This is a genomic window from Brevibacterium sp. Z349TD_9 (assembly GCF_056173565.1).
In genome coordinates this window covers 836,281-859,870 of record NZ_CM149680.1, presented here as the reverse complement: position 1 = coordinate 859,870, position 23,590 = coordinate 836,281, and the positions used below count along the sequence as shown (strand labels likewise).

Sequence of the window (23,590 nt, the reverse complement as noted above, 5' to 3'; positions counted from 1 at the left end):
CGACGCACAACACTGCTGGCCTGCGCGCTATTCCGACCCTCGGCCCGCTGTTCCGAACGCTCCGATCGCCGGCCTCGATGGAGATCGTCGGCCGACTCCTTCACATCGAGGTCGAGTCAGTGCCCAGGCGTAGCCTCGTGCCATGGCCTCCCACGTCTCTCCTCCGCCCGAGTACGTCAGCGCCCGTCTCATCCTCCGTCGCTTCGATGACGATGATGCCGAGTTCGTCCTCGGACTCCATGCGCATCCCGCCATCGCCCGGTTCATCCCCTCGGCGGTGATGTCCGACATCGCTGACGCCGAGGCGTGGATCGCCGAGACGAAGACGATGAGTGCCCATGCTCGCGGACGGTGGTGCGTGACCCTCCATGACGGCACCCCTGTGGGTGCGGTGATCGCCAAGCCGATTCCCTACAGCAGCGAGGAGTCCGGCGACGAGGTCGAGATCGGCTGGCGACTCCACCCGGACTTCGGAGGCCGGGGCTTCGCCACCGAGGCGGGAGAGCTCCTTCTGTCCGTGTGTCTGGCGAGCGGTCTCGACCGGGTCATCGCCGTCGTCGACGCCGACAACGCCGCGTCGCAGGCGGTGTGCCGGCGCATCGGAATGGCCGAGGTCGGGGAGACCACGAGGTACTACGATCAATCGCTGCTGCTCTTCGACGCGGGAGTGGGCAGCGCCCATTCACGCCAGGTGTCCTGGGCGGGAGTCGACGACGCGGCCCGCCGTGACTCGGCGGACGTCCTGCTCGACCATGGGCTTCGGGCGTTCGGCCGTCAGATCACCGACGACTATGCCGCGGCATGGACGGTCGATGCCCGTGATGGATGGGTGACTCGCGCCGTCGCTGTCGCAGTGCAGGGTGCGGGGTGGCGGCGATCGCTCACCCTCAGCCGCGACCCTGCCAGCGGTCGGTGGGCGAGTGCGACGCACGCGTCCGGACAGTCGTCGGCCCCGTTGGCCGAGCCGGGCATCGTCGACCCCGATGCGCTCACCGAGGCACTCGACTGCGACCTCGGGCTCTGTCCGCTGACGAACACGATGCCGATCAGGCGACTCGGCGTGCAGACGGACACGACCGCCGAGCGCACGCTGACCATGGCGTGGATCGACATGCCCTCCCTCTCGGTCATCGCCAGTCCGCAGATCTACACGGGCATCGACGCCGACCACGTCCGGTACACGAGCGGGACGAGGGACTTCATCGCCGACCTCACCGTTGATGAGGACGGCGTCGTCATCGACTACCCGCAACTGGCAGAGCGCGCGACGCCCGACCGCGTCGGGTGACCGAACGTCGATCACGACGGAGGCCCGGACGAATCGCATCGTCCGGGCCTCCGGTGGATGGGCGCGCCCTTGAGCTCAACGGACCGCCGAAGTCATCTCACTCATACGTCTCGCCGGTCTTCGCGCGCTCGACGAGCGAGGCGGGCGGCGTGAAGCGCTCACCGTAGGTCGCTGCGAGTTCCTTCGCGCGCTCGACGAAGCCGGCCAGGCCGCCCTCGTACTGGTTGACGTACTGGAGGACGCCGCCGGTCCACGCGGGGAACCCGATGCCGTAGATCGAACCGATGTTGGCGTCGGGCACCGAGGTGAGCACACCCTCGTCGAGGCATTTGATAGTCTCGATCGCCTCGGCGAAGAGCATCCGCTCCTGGAGGTCGGCGAACGGCTCCGTCGTCGACCCTGACTTGAAGTGCTCGCGCACTCCCTGCCACAGGTGGGTGCGCTTGCCGGTCTCGTCGTACTCGTAGAACCCGGCACCGTCCTTGCGGCCGGTGCGTCCCTGCTCGACCATCCAGTCGATGACGGCCTCCGAGGGATGTTCGTCCCACGTGCCCCCGGCGGCCTCGACGGCGGCCCGGGTCTCCTGGCGGATCTTCTGCGAGAGGGTGAGCGTGAGCTCGTCGAGGAGCTGGAGCGCCCCGGTCGGGTAGCCGGCCTGGAGGGCCGCCTGCTCGACGCTGGAGGGTTCGACTCCCTCACCGACGGCGGCGACCGCCTCGGCGATGAAGGTCCCGATGACACGCGAGGTGAAGAAGCCGCGGGAGTCGGTGACGACGATCGGGGTCTTCCGGATCTGCTGGACGAAGTCGAAGGTCCGAGCCAGCGTCTCATCGGAGGTGTTCTCACCGGTGATGATCTCGACCAGGGGCATCTTGTCGGCCGGGGAGAAGAAGTGGACGCCGATGAAGTCCTTGTCGCGTTCGACCCCGGTCGCGAGTTCCGTGATCGGCAGAGTCGAGGTGTTCGAACCGAGGACGGCGTCGGGGTTGACGACGTCCTGGATCTCGCCGAAGACCTGCTGCTTGACCGGCACGGACTCGAAGACGGCTTCGATGACGAAGTCGACGCCGGCGAAGTCGTCGACGGAGGCGCTCGGGTGGATGCGGGCGAGCACCGCCTCGGACTTCTCCGGGGTCGTCTTCCCCTTGGCCAGGGCCGTCTCCTCGCGCTTGCGGGCGTAGTCCTTGCCCTTCTCGGCGTTCGCCAGTTCGACGTCCTTGAGGACGACGTCGATGCCGGCCCGGGCCGCGGTGTAGGCGATCGCGGCCCCCATCATCCCGGCCCCGAGGACGCCGAGCTTCGTCACCGGACGCGGCTCGTAGCCGTCCGGGCGCGAACCGCCGGAGTTGATGTGGCCGAGGTCGAAGAAGAACGCCTTGATCATGTTCTTCGCCACCTGCGTGTGGGTGAGGCTGACGAAGTAGCGGGTCTCGACGGTGAGCGCGGTGTCGATGTCGACGAGCGCGCCCTCGACGGCGGCGGCCATGGCCGCGCGGGGAGCCGGCATCGGCGCTCCCTTGGTCTGGCGGCGCAGGGTCGCCGGCAGTGCCGGCAGCATCATCGCGATCTTCGGCGAGCTCGGTGCCCCGCCGGGGATTGTGAAGCCCTTGACGTCCCAGGGCTGGACCGCCTCGGGGTTGGCCTTGATCCACGCCTTCGCCCGGTCCTCGAGCTCGGCGGCGGGCGCGAGTTCGTCGACGAGGCCGAGTGCCTGGGCGTCGGCTGCCGTGAACTTCGTGCCTGGGAGGATGACCTTCTGCAGGGCGTCCTGGAGACCGAGCATCCGCACGACGCGGGAGACGCCGCCGCCTCCGGGCAGGAGTCCGAGCGTGACCTCGGGCAGACCGAAGCGCGCGGACTTGACGTCGTCGGCGGCGATCCGATGGTGGGTGGCGAGCGCGATCTCGAGGCCGCCGCCGAGCGCCGCTCCGTTGAGCGCGGCGACGACGGGCTTGCCGAGCGTCTCGAGTCGGCGCAGGAGCGCCTTGATGTGCTCGACCTGGGCGGTCTCGGCTTCGGAGTTGTCCGGGTCCGCGCGGCGCAGCCTCTCGAGGTCGCCGCCGGCGAAGAACGACTTCTTCGCCGAGGTGAGGACGACGCCGGTGATGTCGTCGACGTTGGCCTCCAGCCAGTCGACGGTCTCTTCGAGGGCCGCCCCGAAGTGGTCGTTCATCGTGTTGACCGAGGAGTCGGGGTCGTCGAGGACGATCGTGACGATGCCGTCGGCGTCGGTGGTGCGGGAGTATTCAGCGTTCGTCATGTCAGACCCTTTCGATGATCGTCGCGATGCCCATGCCTGCGCCGATGCACAGGGTGACCAGTCCGCGCCTGAGGTCGCGGCGTTCGAGTTCGTCGAGGACGGTGCCGAGGATCATCGCCCCGGTCGCCCCCAGCGGGTGGCCCATGGCGATCGCACCGCCGTTGACGTTGACCTTCTCGTGCGGGATGTCGAGGTCCTTCATCCACTTGAGGACGACGGCGGCGAAGGCTTCGTTGAGTTCGAAGAGGTCGATGTCGTCGACGGTCATTCCGGCCTTGTCGAGGACCTTCTTCGTCGCCGGGGTCGGTCCGGTGAGCATGATCGTCGGTTCGGATCCGACGACGGCGGTGGCGACGATGCGGGCGCGTGGGGTCATGCCCATGGCCTGCCCGACCTTCTCATCGCCGAGGATGACGAGGCCGGCGCCGTCGACGATGCCCGAGGAGTTCGCCGCCGTGTGGACGTGGTCGATCTCCTCGACCCAGTGGTACTTTTGCAGGGCGACGTCGTCGAAGCCGGTCTGCGCGGCGAGCTTGGCGAAGGCAGGAGGCAGCTGGGACAGCGATTCGACGGTCGATCCGGGACGCATGTGCTCGTCCCGGTCGAGGATCGTCACTCCGTTGAGGTCTTTGACGGGGATGACTGAGTCGGCGAAGCGCCCGGCCTCCCACGCCTCGGCGGCGCGGCGCTGGGATTCGGCGGCGTAGGTGTCGACGTCGGTGCGGGAGAAGCCCTCGGTCGTGGCGATGAGGTCGGCACCAATGCCCTGGGGGACGAAGTAGGTGTCGAAGTTCGTCGTCGGATCGTGCGACCATGCGCCGCCGTCCGAGCCGAGGGGGACGCGTGACATCGATTCGACGCCGCCGGCGAGGACGAGGGATTCGAAGCCGCTCGCGACCTTCTGGGCGGCGAGGTTGACGGCCTCGAGACCCGAGGCGCAGAAGCGGTTGATCTGGACGCCGGCGACGGATTCGTCGAGTCCGGCCACCAGCGCCGCGGTGCGGGCGATGTCCGAGCCCTGTTCGCCGACCGGGGAGACGACGCCGAGGACGATGTCGTCGATCTGGGCGTCGTCGAGGTCGGGGTTGCGCTCGCGCACGGCGTCGATGAGGCCGACGACGAGGTCGATGGGCTTCGTGCCGTGGAGGGCGCCGCCGCGGTTCCGGCCGCGCGGCGTGCGCACGGCGTCGTAGATAAACGCTTCGCTCATGTGTTCCTCACAGTCGTCAGGGAGATCGCACCTCTCCCCGCAATGGTGGTGACTCGCACTCGCAGCGACAGCGAACCGTCGCCGGTGAGCCCGCCGATCGAAGCTGATCGATCGTTCACTAATGGTGTCGATCCCATTGAACACCGCATCGCTGTGATGGTCAACACACGCCCGATCCACCGCCTGTCAGCGCGGATCGCGAGCGCCGTTCGCGAGGGACGACGCCGCCTGCAGGCGCGTGCCGAAGGTCACATCTCGGTTCGGTCACGGGACACCCGGACAACAGGCGCAGTGATTAGGATAAGGCGACGCCTCGCTCCGAGCAGTCACCCCATCCCTTCGAGATTCAGGAGAATCATGTCCGCGCTCACCCCTGCCCGCCTGCGTCCAGGCCTCGCTCTCATCCTCGCCGCCGGTCTGCTCGCCGGCCCCATCGCTCTCGACGCCTCCCCTGCAGAGGCGGCGACGAAGTCGTGCAAGGTCTCGATGTCGAACTCGAAGCCGAAGCAGTACTCGAACACGACGGTCAAGGTCACGAAGGTCGGCGCGAAGGCGAAGGTGACGACGACCGCGCACTACAAGACGACGAAGACGAAGAAGTCCGCGACCGCCTCGAAGAAGGGGACGGCGAACCTCAAGTACTACATCTCGGGGGCGACACCGGGCAAGAAGGTCAAGGTCACGGTGACCGCGAAGAAGGGCAAGACATCGTGGTCGTGCTCGACGTCGTTCACGCCGAAGAAGAAGTGATCTCGCGGAACTCAGTGCTTGGGTCTGCGCGCCCTCTCGGCATCCGCGTCCGGGGACTCGACCTCAGCGGCAGGCGACTCCCCCGCGGAACCGGGCGCCGCCTCGGCGGGGTCGGCGTCGATTCGGATCTTGGCGATGGCGACGGCGACCCAGATGGACAGGAGCACCGGGAGGAGGATCGCGATGAGGGCGGAGGGATTGAGGACCGACGAGAGGTAGGAGTTGAGCTCCTGCGTGACGTCGCGTTCGTTGATCACCCGGCCGAGGCCGTTGAGCTGCTCGAAGATCACCTGGTAGACGGTGACGTAGATGAGGAACCACTGGATGTAGTACTCGGTGATCGTCAGCAGCTCGGCGCTGATTCCGGTGCGCTGGATGATCGGCTGGACGATGAGGAACATGACGATCCCCGATGCCAGAGCCACCGAGATGACGCCGAGGAAGAGGCCGAGGCTGATGTCGAGGAGGGCGACGCCGCCGATGTAGAGGCCGAGCATGATGATGACGATGACCATGCCGACGACGGTCATCGCCAGCCCGAGCCCGATCGCGCCGAGGAAGCCGCCGACCCGTCGCTACGTCCGGTGCCCCGGCGGCGTCGTGAGGAACCCCATGATGAGGAAGAGGCCGCACAGGACGACGAGGTGGATGAGCAGCGACATGCGATTCTCCGTTCGCCTCGACGATGCGCGTGCTCTCAGAGTACACAGCCGCGGGTCACCGGCGGACCACGACGATCTGTAAACTTTTTCTTGACACCTGGAAGAGTGTCAACCTAACCTTGACACATGACTTCTTTCACCTTCTTTGGAATGACCGAAGACCGCCCCTCGACCCGCTGGAAGGCACTCTTCGACGCCGTGTGGCCGGCCTACCGCGCCTGGTATCTCCGCGACGGCGACTGGGCCCGCCCCGACCTGGCCACCGCCGAGGCGAAGCTGCGTGAGCACATGCCCGAGCTCGTGCCCACGTGGCAGCGCCTCGTCGAGCTCACCGGCGATGATGAGACGGCTGCCCGGATGCTCACCCTGTGGAACCCGCCGCGCTTCCTGCCCGGCTGCTCCCAGGTCGCGATGCGCTCCCCCGAACCCGCGCTGCTGCGCAACTACGACTACGGACTCGAGCTCTTCGAGCAGGTCCACGCTTCGACGCGCTTCGGCACCCGCCGGGTGATCGGCACCTCGGACTGCCTGTGGGGGCTGCTCGACGGGATGAATGAGGACGGACTGGCCGTCTCGCTCGCCTTCGGGGGTCGGCCCGGTGACGGGGACGGGTTCGCCGCTCCCCTCGTCGTCCGCTTCCTCCTCGAGGTCGCCGGTGACGTGCCCGAGGCGCTGCGGAGGCTGCAGACCGTTCCGGTGTCGATGTACTACAACCTCACGATGGTCGATTCCGCGGGCAGGCGCGCCACCGCCTACGTCGGTCCCGGCATGGCCCCGGAGGTCGTCGAGGACCCGGTGGCGACGAACCACCGCGGCCGGCACCCGGAGTACCCCGATCATGCCCGCCGCTTCCGCAGCGTCGAGCGTCAGGACCTGCTCACCGACGCCCTCGACGAGGGCCGCGGAGTCGACGAGATGGCCGAGGCGATGCTCGGCCCGGGGGTCTTCAGCGGGGACTACGACAACGCTTTCGGCACCCTGTACACTGCCGTCTATCGACCCCTGCGCGGCGAGGTCGAGTACCGGTGGCACTCCCGCAGGTGGACCCGCAGCCTCAGTTCTCCGGAGGAGATGATCGTGGTGACCCTCGACGACAGCACCGAACCCGTGGACCTCACCGGCTCGAACGGTACGTCTTCCGGCACGGGCGGCTCGACTTCCGGCACGGCCGGCACGCGCGTGACCCCCTCTGGCGGCGCGACCGGAGGCACGCAGTCACAGGATGCCGCAGTGGCCGAGGTCGCCGAACTCGTGGCAAAGGCACGCGAGGCGATCAACGGCCTCGCCCACTCCCCCGATCCCGCGGCGTTCTCCGCCCTCATCTCCCTGTCCTCGGAGGTCGGGGAGGCACTGGGCACCAGCGCCCGCCTCCTCGCCGAGCACAACTCCTGGGCCCGCGTCGCCGAGCTCGCCGATGTCAGCCGGCAGGCGGCGTGGCAGCGTTGGCGATGAACGACGAGATCATCGCCCGCGCCGAGGCGGTCGCCCGTGAGGCTCACCGCGGGCAGGTCGACAAGGCCGGTCTCGACTACATCGACCATCCGCGCCGGGTCGCGGCGAACGCGCGGGCGGCCCTCGTCGCCGATGACCTCGGCGACGACGAGTCGACCGCGGTCGTCGCGGCCGCATGGCTGCACGATGTCGTCGAGGACACCTCGGTGACGGAGGATGATCTGCGCGGGGATTTCCCCGCCGGGGTGGTCGACGCGGTCATCGCGGTGACGAAGCGCTCCGGTGAGGACGTCGAGGACTACTTCGCTCGGGTCCGCGCGAACCCGCTGGCCGTGCGCGTGAAGACCGCCGATCTCGCCGACAACACCGATCCGGCCAGGCAGGCTCGCCTCGACGAGGCGACCCGGGCGCGGCTGACGGAGAAGTACCGCCGAGCCTACGAGCTGCTCGGGCTCTGAGCCCCAGGCGCCGCGGCGCTCATGGGTGCCGGACTCTCGTCGATCCCTCGATCGGGTGTCCCCATGTTAGTGTTTCGCGTACTCTCCGAGCGCTGTCAGCGTGATGACCTCGGCGTGATCGCGCTGGCTCCTCGGACGCGAACCGCATTCCGACCCCCCCGGTTCGCACCGAACGGATCTCACGAGGAAACTGACCCATGGCACTCACCGACCCCTCCACCGCGCTCAGACCCACCGGCCCCACGGTCAGCGAACTGCGGCATCGGGCAGAGATGCCGATGCTCGTCGTCGGCATCGAGCTCACAGCGATCGTCGTCACCGGAGCGCTCGTCTTCATCCTCGTCGGACTCCCCCTCGATGAGTGGGCTTTCGGCGTGCTCATCGGCCTCTTCGCTCCGGTGGCGAGCTTCATCTACATCCGCTACCTCTACTGGTCGAAGATCTCCAACGGAGTCGAAGTCACCGACGAGCAGTTCCCGGAGCTCTACGCCGTCTACCGGGAACTCGCGCTCGAGATGGGCTTCGGCGCCGGCACCGGGAGGATGTCGGGGATCCCGCAGATCTACGTCATCAACGGCAACGGCACGATGAACGCCTACGCCGCCAAATGCCAGCTGCAACGCGGATATGTCGTCGTCTACAGCGACCTCGTCGACCTCGCCTACGTCCACGGAGACTTCGGCGCGCTGCGATTCATCATGGGCCACGAGCTGGGACACATCAGATGCGGGCACGTGAACCTGTGGCGCAGCGGGATCCAGCCGATCCTCGTCCTCCTGCGGCTCTCCCCGACGCTGTCACGCGCTCAGGAGTACACCGCCGACAGAACGGCGTCGTACTATGCGCCCGAGGACGCCATGAAGATGATCGCCCTCTTCTCCGGCAAGAACCTCGCCTCACGGGTCGATGTCGACGCCTACATCCGGTCCGTCGACCGGCACAAGAACGGCTTCTGGCTGCGTCTGTCGAACTTCCTCTCCGGTCATGCCGTCGGGTTCCGGAGGATGAAGGCGCTGAGCCAGGTGAAGACGCAGGGCTGGAACGTCCAGGGGAAGATGCTCTAGCCCGCCTCGTCGCTCAGTGAGCCGACGACGTCACCCCCGCCTGCGACGACGGACACCGAAGACGAGTCCAGCTCCGACGACGGTCAGCAGCGCACCGATGACGGCCGTGGACATCGGCAGACCACCGGTGCGCGGCATCGCTTCGCCTCGGCCTGCTCCGTCGCCACCGTCCGCCGAGGCTGCGACGTTGGATCCGTCCGCGGTCGCACCGGAGTCTGCAGATGCCCCTGAGTCCGCCGGTGTCGACGGGCCGCTCGTGGGCAACGTCGGCTCTGTCGGGCCTTCGGTGGGGGCGGGCGTCTCCGTCGGCGAGCCGGTCGGTTCGTCAGTGGGCTCGTCCGTCGGTTCCGGGTCGTCTACGGGCTGCTGGGCGAGGGCGCTTTCGAGCAGGAGCTTCGTCTGGGCGATGATGTCCTGCCGGTTGGAGACGAACTCGGGATTGCTGATCTCCGATTCGGTCTTCTGGACTCCCTCGAGCACCGGAGTGTGCACGTGGCCGCCCGGCAGGTCGGTGAGACCGAGGGCGTCTCGGAGCAGGGTCGCGCGGTAGGCGATCTCGTTGGAGAGGTAGTCCCCGCCACCGCCGGCTCGGGCGACGGAGCCTTCGCTCGGTCCGTCTTCGCGCTGGGTTCCTTCGTTGAGCGCGGAGTCCGCCGGGCACCCGAGCCTGGGTTCGGTCGCCGGAGTGTCACCGGGCAGCTCCGTGACCGAGCGTCGATCATTGACGGCGAACGGCTTCCCGGCAGTATCCGCGACCATTGCCTCGCGCGGCAGGGTCGACTCCGTCCACTGCGGCTGCGGCGAGACCGTCGTCACGCCCGCGGGAATGGGAGCGATTCCCTGATAGCAGACTAGTTCGTTGTCGACGAAGCCTCCACGCCAGGCACCGTTGAAGGCTTCGAGGTCGAACTGGTTGGGACGTCCCTGGCTGATGGTGAAGAAGAGCTCGGGGGTGTTCTCGGCCGAGAACGCGGGCGTCAGGGCTTTCTCGACCATCCCGTCGCCGAAGTCGCGCCAGCGCACGGGGAAGAGCGCCGCTTGGATCTCGACCGGTCCGTTCGGGCCGTCGATGACCTCACCGTCGAGCGCGAGCGCGATGGCTCCCGAGGGATTGGAGATCCGCGGTTCGGAGCGCAGGGAGAAGGGGTCGAATCCGGTGATGACGGCGACGTCGCGTTCGCTCGCATCGGGGTCGAGGGTGTCCTGACCGCGGGAGAGCCGATCGATGACGGCGGTGCGGGCCGCGAGGGTCTCGTCCGAGACCCGGTTCTCCGCCGACCACTGCTTGAGGGCGCCGATCATCGCCAGGCGGGCCCAGTAGAGGGGGCGGTCGTCCGCGTCGAGACCATCGCCCCCGGTCATCGCTCGAGCGGCGTCGATGCCGCGGGTCCACAGTTCCCGTGACCGGTTCTCGACGAGGGCATCGATCGCCTCTTCCCCGGACCGGGCGCACAGGTCTTCGGCGAAGGCAGTGACGAAGTCGGCGAGGCCGCTGGAGCGGAGGAGCTCGCGGGGAGCCGGCTTCGTGACGAGTTCCTCCTCGGGTCCGAGGGCGACCGGGTCGTCGACACAGGGTGGGGTGAAGGTCGATTCGACTGCTGCGACAGGGTTGCTCAGCGACAGTGATGAGGCGACGACGGCGGCGACGGCCGACAGGGCGAATAGGCGCTTCGAGACTGGTTTCATCTTCTGCTTTCAACGATCGGATGCCTGAGGGCCGGCACCACGCCGGTGTGGTTCACAACACAGTTACGGGATGCACTGTAGCAGAATCGTTCACCATTACAGGCGTGATCGTTCAACACTCAAGATGTGATCGCCGGGCGATCCGTCGATGGCAAAGAGTTCCTCCTCGCGAAGGGGTGCAGGCGGAACAGAAAAAGCCCCTCCCCAGCCTGTTGAGACTGGGGAGGGGCGTTGCCGAGCCGCCTGCGGGAATCGAACCCGCGACCTATTCATTATGTGGAGGATTGTTTCTCCTGGTATGCACGAGTCTGCTTCAGTCACTCTCTGACCTGCAATTACGGCGCCGTCAAGCAGCAGAGCATCTGCGCCCCGGTGGTGTCATAGCGTCGAAGCAACACTCCCGGTCGGCGGGGGTCTGATCGGTGGAGTGTGCAGATGGCGCGGGTGGGGTTGTCGTTCAGCGACAGGTCGGAGATCTCGGCGGCCTCGAAAGCGGGCTGGTCGGTGCGGAGGATCGCCCGTCACCTGGGGCGTTGCCCGTCGGTGATCTCGCGGGAGCTTCACCGGAACTCGACGAAGACCCGCGGCTACCAGGCCGTGACCGCAGACGTCAGAGCGCAGCGTCGGCGAGCTCGCCCGCAGCAGCGGAAGGTCGCGGGGGATCCGGTGCTGCAGGCGAGGGTGGACGCCGACCTGGCCGCGTCCTGGACGCCGAACGAGATAGCGGGCCGGTTGCGTCTGGAGGCGACAGACCCGACCGTTGAACGCATGGCGAACTCTCCTGACGCACGCGGCCGAACCGTCTCCGGTGAGGCTATCTACCAGTACATCTACGCAATCCCGAAGGGTGAGCTCGCCCGCAAGGGCATCTTCCTGCAGTCCAAGCGGACCAAGCGCCGACCACGTACGACCGGGCGGACGCGCGGTGGCCCAATCGTAGGTATGGTCCCGATCGCGGAGCGAGGTGAGGACGCCGCCCAGCGTCGGGTGCCGGGGCACTGGGAGGGTGACCTGATCATCGGGAAGAACGGCACCTCGTGCGCGGCGACGCTGGTGGAGCGGATGAGCGGGTTCACCGGGCTGCTGGCCCTGCCCTCGAAACACGCCGAGCCAACCGCTGACGCGGTCATCGAGTTTTTCAACGACCTGCCCGAGATGATGAAGGCATCGTTGGCGTGGGACCAGGGCAGCGAGATGGCCCAGCACGCGAAGGTCTCCCTGGCCACGGCGATGCCGGTCTACTTCGCCGATCCCCACTCGCCCTGGCAGAGGCCCAGCAACGAGAACACGAACCGGCTCTACCGGGAGTATCTGCCCAAGGGCACGGTGATCCCCGATCACCAGCCCTACCTCACCACCATCGCCGAGGAGATCAACAATCGACCCCGCCGCCGACTGGGCTATCTCACGCCCACCGAGGCATTCGCTCGACTGCTCGCCGGCGAGCCCCATGTTGCTTCGACGCCTTGACATCGCCCCCAACCCCCGCCTAAGTGAAAGTTTCAGCTTGATTCCGTGTCGTTAACGTGTCGCGACTTCACCTTGGCCAACATCGCGTTGTAAAGACTGGTGACCCAAGGAGCCCTATCTGTCGATATACCGGCTAATCTCGTCCGGGGAATATCGATACATGCCTCCTACTGCGATAGCAGCGAGATCACCTCGACCGCGAAGACGGTTGACATGCTGTACTGAGCAATTCAGTATTTCTGCCACCTGTTTCGCCGTGAGCAACCGTTCGAGATTGATCAACTCCGCTCACCTTCGCCGCCTGAACCGCGTCCGAATTCATGTCGATCGAGCCACTCGTCGACAGCTGATTGCCTTGTACCTCTTGTTCGCTTGCGCCACGAGGTGCCGACTTCAATCCATTTGGGTACACGGTCGCCTCCATCCCCACGATCGAGACCCCGGTCGTTGTGCAGCTTAGATTTCGAGCAACCGATCTGCTCGGCCACCTCATCATCGGTGAGAAGTCGGTTCATTTGCCCTCTCCCCCTCCCTGATCACTAACAAAGCGGAACCGGGTGATACCCCGGGCTTCAAGATCGCCGGTACTCGGGCCACGGAAAGTGTGGGTGCGTTCCGCAGCTTCGCGGGTCGTGCCCTCTAGTAAGCGGCGAACACCTTCGGTGAGAGTTCGACCGGCACGCTGAATTGCTTCGTCGTAGATGGACAAGCGGATCCTCCTGGTTGTTCTTCTGTGCGGACTCTCCCAAGCTTGAGGGATAGCACGGACACGACCGTGTTGATTGCTACGAATCCGACAAGCTTTGGCAATAAATCTGTGACGACATCAGTGCAGAGGCGAGTTCAGCGATTCGGCATGCACGAACTCTACTTCGAGACGAAAATCTCATCGCGTTCGGTCACCAGATCTGAGACCACAACTACGCGAGAGTTGAGAATATGGATGCAGGGACACTGGCCGGAATCGCCGCGATACTCTTCGGATTAGCCGCATTGATCAAAGCAACCACTGGCCTTCTGAGCCTCTTCATCAGGAAGAAGCAAAAGAAATAAGGGATCCCCGGTTAGAGCAAGAGCAAATTGCTCCAACCGGGGAAATCGGGTCCCTCATTCTACGTTCATGAACAAGGAATTCGCTACCATCGGCCTCGCCGTCCTCGACCTCAGCCCATGACAGCCGACCCGACCGCCTCGCCGCTGACAGAACCCGACCCCCACGGAGGAGACCCGATGTTCCGGCACCTCACGACCAGCCTGACGCTGCTCGCCCTCGGCTGGGCAGCCGATCCCACGTCGTCGCCGGGGCAGACCTCTGTCCCCCGCCGCACGGCGCGCCACCGCCGCCAGATCATCGACGGCTCCGGTTCGGGCTTTTCCCTTGCGCGAACCGGCCGCGATCATCTCGACCGTGACCGCCCCGATCGCGGAGACGTCCCCGGCTGGGTCCTCATCACACTCGCGACGGTGCCCACAGCAATCATCAACCTCGAAATGCCTGTTCAGGATCATATTGGCGGCGCCGACCAAAAGATCCGTGTGAGCTAGATCAAGCCTGGACTTTCGCCAGGAGAGTAAGTCCACAGGCGAACCAGGAGTTCGGGTCTCGATTCGATCACAATCTCGACATCGCTCGTGCATCCCTGCACCCTTTCGGTCGGCTACTGCTTAGTATCAACCCACCTCACTCCGACGCTCGGTCGCATCGTGGCTGCCGAGGCGGAGCTAGCAGAATTGGAATCGCGTGAAGCCACCCAAGGTAGTTCTGGCGATAGGCATGTCGATCCTGCTTGCCGCAGGCGTCTCGTCTCCCGCATCCGCAGAAGAAGACGAAGATGCGCAAATTGCCTCCTCAACCATGCTGCAGTACGAAGCATGGTCCGAAAGAGTCGAGACGGACGCACTCAATATGTCGGAAGAGGAAATCCTTCGACAGGCTGGCGACACCCGGGAGTACGTGGAAACGACGGTGACGCTCGGGGGCCAGGTCGCTTCTCGAAGTGCCGAATCATCCGAGGAAGAAAATGCCCGCTTCGTAAAGTGCACCGCGAGAATTGACTACCCGCATTACTCAAATGGAGCACGTGGAGCTATATACAAGACTAGGTACAAATGCGAGTCGAAAGGAGTCAGCACCAAAATCAGCCTGCGAGTCAGGGGCTTACTCAGTCTGTATCCTGCTGCCAGTTCAAGCTCGCGGCCGGGAAAGGCTCAGACAAGGGCTCGGAGCGATGCGAGAATTACACTCACGGCCAATACTGGGAGGTTCTCCGATCCATACTACACCCCGGTCGTGGGATCGAACGGCGGCAGAGGAACGGGCTTCTGGAACGGCACAAGCACGTGGATCATCACCAGCCACCCATCCCTCGCGGGCAAGCGAACAGCTACGCAATCTAAGACGGTCTGGAAAAGGATATGAAACAGCGATCCTTGCGTGACTGGAGTCTGCATTTACACAACCAGTTGAGGGAACAATGAGCGCCGAAACGTTTCATCTAATCGACGAGCGAGACGTCCGACACGAGGATGTAGTCGACGCCTTTCGCGTTGCGTTCTGGCACGGCAACGAATCTGATCCGCAAGATCTCACGTCTGTCGCGGTGTACGAATCCTCCAAGGCGAGCCTTGACGAGACTTTGGAGTGGGCTAAACGATCGCAAAATCCGGCCCCCCGCTTGGTTGAGGTGTTTGCCGTCGTCACCACCGGGAGGCACAAGGACAGCGTTAGAATCGCGAGATACGATCATCGCCCCTCGCTAAAGCCGGGCGAGACTCGAGACCCCGGCTACTCGGAAGGGACGATTTACCTCCACTCCTGAACCCTTCATTCCGCCGCACAGCCAAAGTCGGTTTCAGGCCTGACGAAAGGCCCCCACCGCGTGATGCGATGGGGGCCATTTCTATCCAGCTCGAGGCCTTTGGTGACACGTTAGTTGGCGCCGTTTGACTTATCGCTGAGCTCGAAGGGGCTGCCTCGGTAAACGTTCGACGTGAGGACGCCGACTAGAATGAACGGCTGCACGCCGAATGCCGCGATCGCAGCTACCTGACCGGATGCCGTCAATTCCATGTTCCCTATACCTAGCATGAAAACGAGAATCACAGTCAGCAAAAAGCTGATGACGACGAGAAAACAGACTCCCACAAAGAGAATCTTCTGCTGACCGTTGCGCTGCTTGACTCCTTGTGCAATTTCGCCGGCAAGGTCCGACACATTTTCCGAGCGATTGACATTGGTCTTTAGTTCTTCCGCCGGGGCGTCCCCGAGAGAGTCGTCGCTCGCCTTGTTCACCTCGGGTGCTTCCTCAGGCGCTGCAGACGCTTCGAAACAGCGTCAACGGAAACGTCGAAGAACTCAGCCATCTCTGCAAGTGTGTAACCACTTTCTTTGAGCTCGAGGATCTTCGCCTCAGGCATCAGCAAAGCTCCGGCAAACTCGTCTGCGAAGAACTCATGCAGATCGTAGTCGGTGCTCCGCTTCAGTTCTTCGAACGAATAGTCGTCGTCGTCGGCAAGTTCGCGACGCTCAACTATGTGCCCAATTTCGTGCGCCCACGTGAACCGGTTCCGGCGCTTGACGTGTCGGGAGTTGAGTACGATCTTTGCTGGCTTCCCAGCTTCCTTCGAGACAACGCCAGACAGATCGTCGCCCAAGTCTGCTTCGTAAGCCTGCGCCCCCACCTCTGAGTTGAAGGGCTTCATGCGGACCGGATAGTTGCCACTCCACACCGTGTCAAGGAGTCGCTTGGCTTCTCTCCTTGCGGCCTGGTAAACAAGTTCAGCCATCGCCGTCCCCCTCTCTCCTGTAGGTTTCTCAAAGAGCGCCTTGGTCAAAGAGACTATTCCACGCGTCACTGACACGAATCTCTGTATCACCATACGTCACCTCGAACCTGTCGGTGTAGCGCCGCGCTGGAAGGCATCAAAGGTGGCCCCGCCGCTCGGTGTGAGCGACGGGGCGTAGGTCAGTGCCTCGGTTCGTAATGTCAAGCCCCGGGTTTCGTAGAGGTTCCTTTTCTTGGTTTCCTTGCAGCTGCGGGTGTTGTCGCGGACAGGTTGCTCCATTCCGAATGGACCTCGAGCGGCGGGCGGTACCCGATCGCTGAGTGCAGCCTGGACTGGTTGTACCAGGCCACCCACGCAGGCGTCTTCGCCAACACCTCGATCAACCCCGACCACACCTTACGGTCGATCAACTCAGCCTTCTACACCGAGTTCAGTGCCTCAGCCATCGCATTATCGAACGAATCCCCACGCGATCCCACAGACGCGACGATCTCTGACTCCGCGAGGGCCTCACCATAGCGAATCGACCGGAATTGAACCCCGCGATCGCTGTGATGCACCAGCCCGGACACGTCTTCACCAACCCGATACTTCGCCGCCAACGCCATCGTCAAAGCGTCTCTGGCCAGAGACTCCCGCATATGGTTCGTCACCTGCCAGCCCACGATCTCCCGATGGAACACATCAAGAATGAACGTCGTGTACACCCACCCAGCCTGAGTCGGGACGTACGTGATGTCGGCGACCCAGACGCGTTTCGGGCCCGGTGCTGTGAACTCACGCTCAACGAGATCGTCCGGACACTCCTCAGCACGGGCCGAGACCGTCTTCGGACGCTTGCGCTTCCTCCGTACCCCGTCGATGCCCAACCGACGCATCAACCGCTCCACCGTACAGCGGGCAACAGGACCGAACTCATCGGCGTATTCGCGGTTGATCGCCTTCCACATCTTCCGCACCCCGTAACAGGAATAGTTCGCCTCATAGACGTCTCTGATGACGACCATGAGCTCCCGATCTCTGATCGCACGTGCCGAGGGTGGGCGCTTCTTGTACGCGTAATACGAGCTCACAGCAATCCGTGCAGCAGTCCCTTTCAGGGCGCGCACGATTGGCTCGACTCCGAACTCGTGACGATTGTCGTCGATAAAATCAACGACTACTTCGATGGGCGGTCGAGCTCCGCCGCGAAGAAAGCCGACGCTCTCTTCAGGATCTCGTTGGCTCGTTTCGCTTCGGCCAGCTCAGCCCGCAGCCGGCGGTTCTCCGCTTCCAGGTCGACTGACTCAGTCGGCGTGGATTTGCCGGATTCCTTGTGCTTGCGCACCCAAACCCGCAGGGTCACTTTGCTCAGGCCGAGTTCCTTCGCGACGCGGGTGATGGCTCCGTTCGCAGTTTCGGGATCGGCTTGGGCATGGATGACGAGCTCGACGGCACGAGCCTTGAGTTCGTCGGTGTATTTCACTGGCAAGAGAGAAACTCCTTCTTCCAATCTCCCTGCCTCGTTTATCCCCGGGGCATGACAGAGTCCCCGACTCGGGTGCAATCTTCCCCACATCAGTCGGCACCTGGCTAGACAAGAACAACTACGCTGCGCGTTTTCGGCAGGTTCGCGAGATGGCCGACGGTGTGGATCTGTCATGGGTGACATCGCACACCATCCGAAAGACTGTCGCTACGCAGGTCTACCGCTCGTCGGACCTCAAGGGGGCCTCACAGCAGCTTGGGCACTCCGAGGTGGGCGTGACCAGCAAGCACTACATAGAGCACGAGAATCGCGGTCCTGCCGATGTTGTCGGGGTTCTCGACGCGTTCATCGCCCGGACACAAAGCGTGGCGTAATCGTGTCATTCGGATATGACGAAGGCCGGATACCTGAGTATCCGGCCTGGTCACCGAGCCGCCTGCGGGAATCGAACCCGCGACCTATTCATTACGAGTGAATCGCTCTGCCGACTGAGCTAAGGCGGCAACCGCACCAACTCTAGCCAATGTCCGTGCCCAGGGTCAAAACGGCGAAGCCCAGTCAGCGACGTCCCCGCGGGGACGTGTTCACCTCGACGGGAAGCCCTCTGATCAGCGCATTCATCCAGGGAAATCCCGCCGTGCTCGGAAGCCGGACGGATCAGCCGCCCAGCGCCCGACTCCCATGCGACACGGATCACAGGCCGCTGACCAGCTAACCTTGGGAGGACGATCTGAAAGCAGAAGAGAGGCACAGTCCGTGAGAGAGTTCGATTCCACAGAGTTCATGAGCGACTTCCAAGCGCTCATCGAATGCGAATCGTTCTCCCACGACCCCGAGGCGCTCGCCCGCAGCGCCCGCCTCATCTCCCGCATCGGCACAGGACTCCTCGGTGCGGCGCCGCACGTCATCGAGACGGACTCACGCCCGCACCTGCTCTGGCGCTTCGGCGACGGCCCTCGCGAGGTCGTCCTCATCGGCCACCACGACACCGTCTGGCCGACCGGCACCCTCAAGACCTTCCCCTACTCCGCCGTCGACGGCGTCGTCCGCGGCCCCGGCGCCGACGACATGAAGGGCGGGGTCCTCATCGCCCTCTACGCCATGGCACGAATGCGGGCCGAACGCGGCAGCCTCGACGGGGTGAGCATCCTCATCACCGCCGACGAGGAACTCGGCTCCCCCGGTTCGCGCGAGATCATCGAGAACGAGGCCCGCGGAGCGAAAGCGGCCCTCGTCTTCGAAAGCGGAGCCCCCGACGGCTCGGTGAAGATCGCCCGCAAGGGGGTGGCCATCTACTCCCTCGAGGTCGAAGGCCTGGCCGCCCACGCCGGAGTCGAACCCGAGAAGGGCATCAACGCCACCGTCGAGATCGCCAACCAAGTCGTGCGGATCGCGGCCCTCCACGCCCCGGCCGTCGGTACCTCCGTCGTCCCCACGGTCATGCACAGCGGATCGACGACGAACACCGTCCCCGCCGAGGCGGTCGTCGGCATCGACTCACGTGCCGCGACCGTGTCCGAACAGGAGCGCATCGACGCCGAACTGCGGTCCCTCACCCCGTCCGTCGCCGGAGCGAAGCTCAACCTGCGCGGCGGCATCAACCGCGCACCGCTCGAGGAGGAGATGGCCATGGCCCTCTATGCCCGAGCGCAGCGCCTCGCTTCGACCCTGGGCCACCCGCCGCTGCGCTCGGTCGCCGTCGGCGGCGGCTCGGACGGCAACTTCACCGCCGGAGTCGGCACGCCCACGCTCGACGGGCTCGGCACCGTCGGCGGCGGTTCGCATGCTCGCACCGAGCACGCCCTGCAGTTGTGGATCCCGCGCCGGGTCGAACTCACCGCCGCCCTCGTCGGCGAAATCCTCGACGAAGCCTGAGCAGCCCCACGCTGTGCAGGACTGATCCGAGGTCGGTCAGGCTGCGCCGTCCCGGTCCGCGGCCAGCCACGGATTCGAGAGCAGGACGAACGCGGATTCGACGATGAGCACCGGTGACATCGTCGTCTGCAGGCGTCGCCTCGCCTCGGCGATGGCGTCGATGCGCAGCAGCGTCGTATCGGCGGTGTCCCTGTTGCCCTGCTCGGCGATGAGCTCGTCCTCACCGGCGTTGATCCACCCGTCGCGGATCCCCAGCTGGTACATGAGGATGTCCCGGTAGAGACTCATGAGCTCGAGGAAGATCCGATCGAGCTCATCGTTGCGCGCCCGCACCGACCGCCGCTTCTGCTCCTCCTCGAGCCTGCGGATCTGCGCCCTGGCCGACGGGGGCACGGTCTTCTCCCCCGCGATGCCGAGGGTCTCCATGAGATCGCTGCGCTCCTTCGCGTTGCGCTCCTCCACCCGGGCCTTCGCCGTCTCCGCCGCCTCGTCGACGATGCGACCGGCCAACCGGATCGTCGCCCCCACCGAGGTGAGCTTGCCGGGGATGTCGAGGATCTTCCGCCGTTCGTCCGCAGCGGTCTCGCTCAGCGCCATGTGCTTGGCCCGCCCGATGTGGTTCTGGGCGACCGCGGCCGCCCAGCGCGCCCGCTCGGGGGCGACGTGGTCGCGTTCGATGAGCAGCGTCGAGACGGCCTCGCGCGAGGGGATGCGCAGCCGCACCGGACGGCACCGGGACCGGATCGTCGTGAGCACGTCGATCGGGCTCGGCGCGCAGAGCAGCCAGACCGTGGCAGGCGGCGGTTCCTCGATGGCCTTGAGCAGGACGTTGGCGGTGCGTTCGGTCATCCGGTCCGCGTCCTCGATGATGACGACGCGCCACGGCGCATTCACCGGCGCCGACTGTGCAGTGCCGACGAGATCGCGGACCTCGTCGATGGCGATGACGGACTTCTGCGTCGACATGATCGTCAGCGACTCGTGGTGACCTTTGAGCACACGATCGGTCACCTCGTTGGGAGCCTCTCCCCCGGAGATGAGCGCGGCGGCGAACGCGCGCGCGGCGTTCGAGCGCCCCGACCCGGGAGGACCGGTGAAGAGCCACGCGTGCGTCATCGCCCCCGGAGAGTGGAGGGCGTACTCGAGCTGGCGGACGACATCGTCCTGGCCGACGAGTTCGTCGAAGACGCTCACCGGCTTCCCCCCGGACCATTGCCGCGGGAGCGGTTGCGCTCACGCTGTCGACGCACCCGCTCGCGTGCCTGGCGTTCGATCTCGGCCTGCGCCTGCAGGCGCTCCCGGCTCGTCTGCCGGGCGCTGCGGGCGGGCAGGACGGTCGTCTCCGCCTCGTCAGCGGCAGGTCCGTCATCGGCCGACCGGTCATGTCCCCGTGCCGCCGAGGTGTCGATGACATTCGTCGGCGCCTCATCGGGGTCGTCCTCATCGGTCAGCGGAGCCCTGGGGGTGAATCGCTGGGCCGGCAGCACGGTCGTCGCCGCTTCCCCGGGATCGCCCGGCTGGTCGGCGGACCGCGTCGGCTCATCCCTGTCCCCACGCTCGGCGGCTTCGCGGTCGGCGGCTTCGCGGTCGGTCGCCTCGGCGTCGGTGGCGGATGCGGCACGCGCACCAGACACGGGCGTCTCGCGTTCGATGACAACGATCTCGTCGTCAAGGTCGTCCTCGTCGTTCCTGCCTGCGGCGGAGTCGGCGTCCGCCTCGTCGGAACGGTCGTCTCTGAGGTCGGCGCCGAGGTCGACGCGATCGGTCGCGACACCGTCCTCATCGGCATCGGCACGTGCCGTCGGCACGACGCGCTCGTCGGAGACGGGGATGAACCGCGACCGCTCATCGGCCTCGTCGTCCCCCGCCGACTCGCGCTCGTCAGACCGGTGTTCCCCACCGGGGCTCGGCGCGTCAGTTGCCGCGGGGCCAGGCGCATCGGGTGCACCCGTGCTCGGCGCTTCAGGCGCACCGGGGGTTCCGAGGACGATGGTCTCCGACTCCTCGGCGACGGCGGTGACCGGCGGTGGCGAGGACTCAGCGACCGCCTCGGCGTCGGCCGCGTTCCCCGACCCCTTGGTCAGGGTGTGCGGCAGCCGCGCATGGACGGCTTCGAGGATCTGGCCGGTGAGTTCGTCGGCGGTCACGGACGCGTCGAGGACGACGTAGCGCTCAGGGTCCTTCTGCGCACGCGAAAGGTAGGTCTGGCGCACGCGCTGGTGGAACTGCTGGCTCTCCTCGTCGAGGTAGTTGCTGCCTCCGCGCGCGCTCATCCGCTCGGCGGCGACCTCGGGGTCGATGTCGAGGACGATCGTCAGGTGCGGGATGAGCCCTTCGGTCGCCCACCGGCTTAGGGCGAGGATCGTCGTCGGGTCGAACTCGCGGCCGGCCGCTTGGTAGGCGACGGTCGAGTCGATGTAGCGGTCGGTGATGACGATGCTGCCGGCGTCGAGACCGGGGTCGACGAGGGACGCGACATGATGGGCACGGTCGGCGGCGAAGAGGAGCGCCTCGGTGCGCGGGCTCGGGGGTTCGGAGTCGAAGAGCACCGACCGGATCTGTCGGCCCAGTTCGGTCCCGCCGGGTTCCCGGGTCGCTTCGACGCTGTAGCCCTCATCGGCCAGTGCCCGGGAGATCCGGGCGATCTGCGTGCTCTTGCCCGACCCGTCGCCGCCTTCGATGGCGATGAAGAAGCCGGGGCCGAACCGGTCGGCGAGCGCGCCGACGCCGTCCCTGCTCGCATCATCGGTGTGGGCGTGCGGACGGAAGCCGTGGACGATGTCGACCGAGAGGCCCTGCATGCCGTGGGGGTCGAAGACGAAGAGGCCGACGATGCCGGCGATGAGCGCGGCGAGGCCGATGAGGACGAAGGCGACGTCGGCGGGCGGCAGCGACCACATCGGGTCGGCGCCGATGGGGTCGACGGTGACGTTGACGGCGTTGATGAGCAGGGCGATGAGACCGCCGGCAACAGCGCCGATGCGGCGGGAGAAGTCGTAGACCTGCGAGCGCACGCCGATGCCGACGAGGAACGCGACGGCTCCGGTGAGGACCACTTTGCCCGAGAGCTCGTCGATCGCGCCGGTGGCGACGAGGAGGATGCCGGAGACGGTGAGGGCGAAGGCCGAGACGCGGGGGCGGGACATGCCCGGTGCGAAGGTCGGACCCATCTCGAAGCCGATGGCCCATCCGAGGAGGGCGACGACGAGGATGAGTGCGTATCCGGCCTGCCCGAAGCCGTGCTCGATGGCGGTCGGCTGGGCGAGGATGAACGCCGCTCCGAGCACCGCGAAGAGCGCGGTCGGCACCCACGGCTTGTCGATGGTCGCCGGGGGCCTGGCGATCTTCGCCTTCGCGACCGGGAAGGCGCCGGTCGTCGCCGACTCCGCGTGGAGGGCGCGTTCGGGGGTGAGGTAGATCATCACGGCGCCGATGGCCATGGCGATGCCGACGGCGAGGCTCATCCAACCCAGGGCCTGGGTACCGGCGGAGGATCCGCCCATGATCTGGAAGGAGCAGGCGAGGAAGAGCAGCACGGTCGCAGGCACGCCGACGCGACGCCACGGCTTCTCGTTGGTGAAGGGGGTCAGGCTCATGAGCAGCCCGATGACGGCGCCGAGGATGAGGGCACAGACCCAGGTCAGCCAGGCGCTGGGAGCGAGGCTGAGGACGATGAGGAGGACCGCCTCGGCGATGATGGCGATGCTCAGGGCGAGCTTGCGCACCCCGGGACCGCGGCGGGCGAACACGGTGGACGGGATGAAGAGGCCCGCCCCGGCGAGGACGAAGACGATGAGGAGGGAGAGGCTGCCGGCGAGGTTGTCGAACTCCCCGGCCACGAGCGTCTCCCCGATCATCGTGAACGCGCGACCGCTGACCGTCGTGAGATAGCCGCTGGTGCCGGCCACGACGTAGCTGATCGCGGCGAGGACGATGAGTGCGCCCCAGACCGCGGTTTCGGTGACCAACCGGCCGGGTGCGCCGGGAAGCCGATGTCCTGTAGTCGTCAACATGCTCACGCCTCTACCCTATCGGCAGCGTCTGACATCTCTCTTGGAAGGGCGGTCCCGGTCGGCGCCCTGCCTCACCCGGCCGCTGAGCGTCACGACGGGTCGGCCGCTGAGCGTCACGACGGGTCGGGCGCGGCGGCGGGTCGGCTTG

At 65.8% G+C, this 23,590-nt stretch carries 23 protein-coding genes, 1 tRNA gene and 1 other annotated feature; of the genes, 11 read left to right on the top strand and 13 right to left on the bottom strand.

Going from position 1 to position 23,590, the window contains the following annotated elements:
- The first annotated feature begins 142 nt into the window (after positions 1–142).
- Positions 143–1,288 (top strand): putative glycolipid-binding domain-containing protein, encoded by a 1,146-nt coding sequence (locus tag AC0VYB_RS03750; RefSeq protein WP_082834877.1) that lies wholly within the window; start codon positions 143–145, stop codon positions 1,286–1,288.
- A gap of 97 nt (positions 1,289–1,385) precedes the next feature.
- Here AC0VYB_RS03750 and AC0VYB_RS03745 read toward each other — a convergent pair whose 3' ends face one another.
- Both AC0VYB_RS03745 and AC0VYB_RS03740 read right to left on the bottom strand, forming a co-directional pair.
- Positions 1,386–3,548, bottom strand: coding sequence for a 3-hydroxyacyl-CoA dehydrogenase NAD-binding domain-containing protein (locus tag AC0VYB_RS03745; protein WP_063249290.1), 2,163 nt, complete (start codon positions 3,546–3,548; stop codon positions 1,386–1,388).
- 1 nt (position 3,549) lies between these two features.
- Positions 3,550–4,758, bottom strand: coding sequence for an acetyl-CoA C-acetyltransferase (locus AC0VYB_RS03740; RefSeq protein ID WP_063249291.1), 1,209 nt, complete (start codon positions 4,756–4,758; stop codon positions 3,550–3,552).
- A 357-nt stretch (positions 4,759–5,115) separates the two neighbouring features.
- Here AC0VYB_RS03740 and AC0VYB_RS03735 point away from each other — a divergent pair, with 357 nt between their 5' ends.
- Positions 5,116–5,508 carry a hypothetical protein gene (locus tag AC0VYB_RS03735; RefSeq protein WP_063249292.1) on the top strand — a complete coding sequence of 131 codons (393 nt, stop codon included), beginning with the start codon at positions 5,116–5,118 and terminating at the stop codon, positions 5,506–5,508.
- An 11-nt stretch (positions 5,509–5,519) separates the two neighbouring features.
- Here AC0VYB_RS03735 and AC0VYB_RS03730 read toward each other — a convergent pair whose 3' ends face one another.
- Positions 5,520–6,056: an SA1002 family membrane protein gene (locus tag AC0VYB_RS03730; RefSeq protein WP_422652876.1), complete on the bottom strand. Its 537-nt coding sequence runs from the start codon at positions 6,054–6,056 to the stop codon at positions 5,520–5,522.
- 240 nt (positions 6,057–6,296) lie between these two features.
- Between AC0VYB_RS03730 and AC0VYB_RS03725 the strand changes: the two genes are divergently transcribed.
- The 3 genes from AC0VYB_RS03725 (at position 6,297) to AC0VYB_RS03715 (ending at position 9,144) form a co-directional block, all read left to right on the top strand.
- Positions 6,297–7,622, top strand: a complete 1,326-nt coding sequence (locus tag AC0VYB_RS03725; RefSeq protein ID WP_063249294.1) for a C45 family autoproteolytic acyltransferase/hydolase — start codon at positions 6,297–6,299, stop codon at positions 7,620–7,622.
- Positions 7,604–8,080 carry an HD domain-containing protein gene (locus AC0VYB_RS03720; RefSeq protein WP_313450547.1) on the top strand — a complete coding sequence of 159 codons (477 nt, stop codon included), beginning with the start codon at positions 7,604–7,606 and terminating at the stop codon, positions 8,078–8,080. Before AC0VYB_RS03725 ends, AC0VYB_RS03720 begins: the two co-directional genes overlap by 19 nt.
- Before the next feature lie 197 nt (positions 8,081–8,277).
- Positions 8,278–9,144, top strand: coding sequence for a M48 family metallopeptidase (locus AC0VYB_RS03715; protein WP_009380867.1), 867 nt, complete (start codon positions 8,278–8,280; stop codon positions 9,142–9,144).
- Positions 9,145–9,174: 30 nt separating this feature from the next.
- Here AC0VYB_RS03715 and AC0VYB_RS03710 read toward each other — a convergent pair whose 3' ends face one another.
- On the bottom strand, positions 9,175–10,830 hold the full coding sequence (locus AC0VYB_RS03710; protein ID WP_009380865.1) for a hypothetical protein: 1,656 nt from the start codon (positions 10,828–10,830) through the stop codon (positions 9,175–9,177).
- Positions 10,831–11,265: 435 nt separating this feature from the next.
- On the opposite strand from AC0VYB_RS03710, the gene AC0VYB_RS03705 reads away from it, so the two are divergent.
- Positions 11,266–12,300: an IS30 family transposase gene (locus AC0VYB_RS03705; protein ID WP_009381402.1), complete on the top strand. Its 1,035-nt coding sequence runs from the start codon at positions 11,266–11,268 to the stop codon at positions 12,298–12,300.
- A gap of 114 nt (positions 12,301–12,414) precedes the next feature.
- Here the strand turns inward: AC0VYB_RS03705 and AC0VYB_RS03700 are convergent, their stop codons facing one another.
- A complete protein-coding gene (locus AC0VYB_RS03700) occupies positions 12,415–12,564 on the bottom strand; it encodes a helix-turn-helix domain-containing protein (RefSeq protein WP_375545470.1) in 150 nt (49 codons plus the stop codon).
- Positions 12,565–13,530: 966 nt separating this feature from the next.
- On the opposite strand from AC0VYB_RS03700, the gene AC0VYB_RS03695 reads away from it, so the two are divergent.
- The 3 genes from AC0VYB_RS03695 to AC0VYB_RS03685 all read left to right on the top strand — a co-directional run bounded on the left by AC0VYB_RS03695 (position 13,531) and on the right by AC0VYB_RS03685 (position 15,119).
- Positions 13,531–13,845, top strand: a complete 315-nt coding sequence (locus AC0VYB_RS03695; RefSeq protein WP_009381335.1) for a hypothetical protein — start codon at positions 13,531–13,533, stop codon at positions 13,843–13,845.
- A 196-nt stretch (positions 13,846–14,041) separates the two neighbouring features.
- Positions 14,042–14,719: a hypothetical protein gene (locus AC0VYB_RS03690; RefSeq protein WP_131248704.1), complete on the top strand. Its 678-nt coding sequence runs from the start codon at positions 14,042–14,044 to the stop codon at positions 14,717–14,719.
- Positions 14,720–14,774: 55 nt separating this feature from the next.
- Positions 14,775–15,119, top strand: coding sequence for a hypothetical protein (locus tag AC0VYB_RS03685; RefSeq protein WP_009381332.1), 345 nt, complete (start codon positions 14,775–14,777; stop codon positions 15,117–15,119).
- A 110-nt stretch (positions 15,120–15,229) separates the two neighbouring features.
- On the opposite strand, the gene AC0VYB_RS03680 is transcribed toward AC0VYB_RS03685, so the two are convergent.
- From AC0VYB_RS03680 to AC0VYB_RS03660, 5 genes are all read right to left on the bottom strand, one after another.
- On the bottom strand, positions 15,230–15,592 hold the full coding sequence (locus AC0VYB_RS03680; protein ID WP_009380856.1) for a hypothetical protein: 363 nt from the start codon (positions 15,590–15,592) through the stop codon (positions 15,230–15,232).
- Positions 15,589–16,134, bottom strand: a complete 546-nt coding sequence (locus AC0VYB_RS03675; RefSeq protein ID WP_162909129.1) for an ImmA/IrrE family metallo-endopeptidase — start codon at positions 16,132–16,134, stop codon at positions 15,589–15,591. Before AC0VYB_RS03675 ends, AC0VYB_RS03680 begins: the two co-directional genes overlap by 4 nt.
- Before the next feature lie 152 nt (positions 16,135–16,286).
- A complete protein-coding gene (locus tag AC0VYB_RS03670; RefSeq protein ID WP_081591054.1) occupies positions 16,287–16,496 on the bottom strand; it encodes an integrase core domain-containing protein in 210 nt (69 codons plus the stop codon).
- A gap of 9 nt (positions 16,497–16,505) precedes the next feature.
- Positions 16,506–17,195, bottom strand: a complete 690-nt coding sequence (locus tag AC0VYB_RS03665; protein ID WP_232254179.1) for an IS3 family transposase — start codon at positions 17,193–17,195, stop codon at positions 16,506–16,508.
- Positions 17,157–17,285, bottom strand: a sequence feature (AL1L pseudoknot). It overlaps the preceding gene by 39 nt.
- Positions 17,246–17,551: a transposase gene (locus AC0VYB_RS03660; RefSeq protein ID WP_162909128.1), complete on the bottom strand. Its 306-nt coding sequence runs from the start codon at positions 17,549–17,551 to the stop codon at positions 17,246–17,248. (Overlaps the previous feature by 40 nt.)
- On the opposite strand from AC0VYB_RS03660, the gene AC0VYB_RS03655 reads away from it, so the two are divergent.
- Positions 17,545–17,928 (top strand): tyrosine-type recombinase/integrase, encoded by a 384-nt coding sequence (locus AC0VYB_RS03655; protein ID WP_081591052.1) that lies wholly within the window; start codon positions 17,545–17,547, stop codon positions 17,926–17,928. The two genes, AC0VYB_RS03660 and AC0VYB_RS03655, sit on opposite strands and share 7 nt — an antisense overlap.
- 56 nt (positions 17,929–17,984) lie before the next feature.
- Here the strand turns inward: AC0VYB_RS03655 and AC0VYB_RS03650 are convergent.
- A tRNA-Thr gene (locus AC0VYB_RS03650) sits at positions 17,985–18,057 on the bottom strand.
- A 280-nt stretch (positions 18,058–18,337) separates the two neighbouring features.
- Here AC0VYB_RS03650 and AC0VYB_RS03645 point away from each other — a divergent pair.
- Complete coding sequence (locus tag AC0VYB_RS03645) at positions 18,338–19,429, top strand: M20/M25/M40 family metallo-hydrolase (protein ID WP_040342462.1); 1,092 nt, start codon at positions 18,338–18,340, stop codon at positions 19,427–19,429.
- A 36-nt stretch (positions 19,430–19,465) separates the two neighbouring features.
- Here the strand turns inward: AC0VYB_RS03645 and AC0VYB_RS03640 are convergent, their stop codons facing one another.
- Both AC0VYB_RS03640 and tmk read right to left on the bottom strand, forming a co-directional pair.
- The gene (locus tag AC0VYB_RS03640; RefSeq protein WP_009380844.1) at positions 19,466–20,623 is read right to left on the bottom strand and encodes a DNA polymerase III subunit delta'; all 1,158 of its coding nucleotides are present in this window, start codon (positions 20,621–20,623) and stop codon (positions 19,466–19,468) included.
- On the bottom strand, positions 20,620–23,442 hold the full coding sequence (tmk, locus tag AC0VYB_RS03635; RefSeq protein WP_231882230.1) for a dTMP kinase: 2,823 nt from the start codon (positions 23,440–23,442) through the stop codon (positions 20,620–20,622). The genes AC0VYB_RS03640 and tmk overlap by 4 nt, the downstream gene beginning before the upstream one ends.
- Positions 23,443–23,590: the final 148 nt, after the last annotated feature.

What these genes read in the sequence shown, in the direction of transcription:
- AC0VYB_RS03750 (WP_082834877.1), top strand. Translation starts at nt 143, where the DNA reads ATGGCCTCCCACGTCTCTCCTCCGCCCGAGTACGTCAGCGCCCGTCTC.
- AC0VYB_RS03745 (WP_063249290.1), bottom strand. Translation starts at nt 3,548, where the DNA reads ATGACGAACGCTGAATACTCCCGCACCACCGACGCCGACGGCATCGTC.
- AC0VYB_RS03740 (WP_063249291.1), bottom strand. Translation starts at nt 4,758, where the DNA reads ATGAGCGAAGCGTTTATCTACGACGCCGTGCGCACGCCGCGCGGCCGG.
- AC0VYB_RS03735 (WP_063249292.1), top strand. Translation starts at nt 5,116, where the DNA reads ATGTCCGCGCTCACCCCTGCCCGCCTGCGTCCAGGCCTCGCTCTCATC.
- AC0VYB_RS03725 (WP_063249294.1), top strand. Translation starts at nt 6,297, where the DNA reads ATGACTTCTTTCACCTTCTTTGGAATGACCGAAGACCGCCCCTCGACC.
- AC0VYB_RS03715 (WP_009380867.1), top strand. Translation starts at nt 8,278, where the DNA reads ATGGCACTCACCGACCCCTCCACCGCGCTCAGACCCACCGGCCCCACG.
- AC0VYB_RS03710 (WP_009380865.1), bottom strand. Translation starts at nt 10,830, where the DNA reads ATGAAACCAGTCTCGAAGCGCCTATTCGCCCTGTCGGCCGTCGCCGCC.
- AC0VYB_RS03705 (WP_009381402.1), top strand. Translation starts at nt 11,266, where the DNA reads ATGGCGCGGGTGGGGTTGTCGTTCAGCGACAGGTCGGAGATCTCGGCG.
- AC0VYB_RS03695 (WP_009381335.1), top strand. Translation starts at nt 13,531, where the DNA reads ATGTTCCGGCACCTCACGACCAGCCTGACGCTGCTCGCCCTCGGCTGG.
- AC0VYB_RS03685 (WP_009381332.1), top strand. Translation starts at nt 14,775, where the DNA reads ATGAGCGCCGAAACGTTTCATCTAATCGACGAGCGAGACGTCCGACAC.
- AC0VYB_RS03645 (WP_040342462.1), top strand. Translation starts at nt 18,338, where the DNA reads ATGAGCGACTTCCAAGCGCTCATCGAATGCGAATCGTTCTCCCACGAC.
- tmk (WP_231882230.1), bottom strand. Translation starts at nt 23,442, where the DNA reads ATGTTGACGACTACAGGACATCGGCTTCCCGGCGCACCCGGCCGGTTG.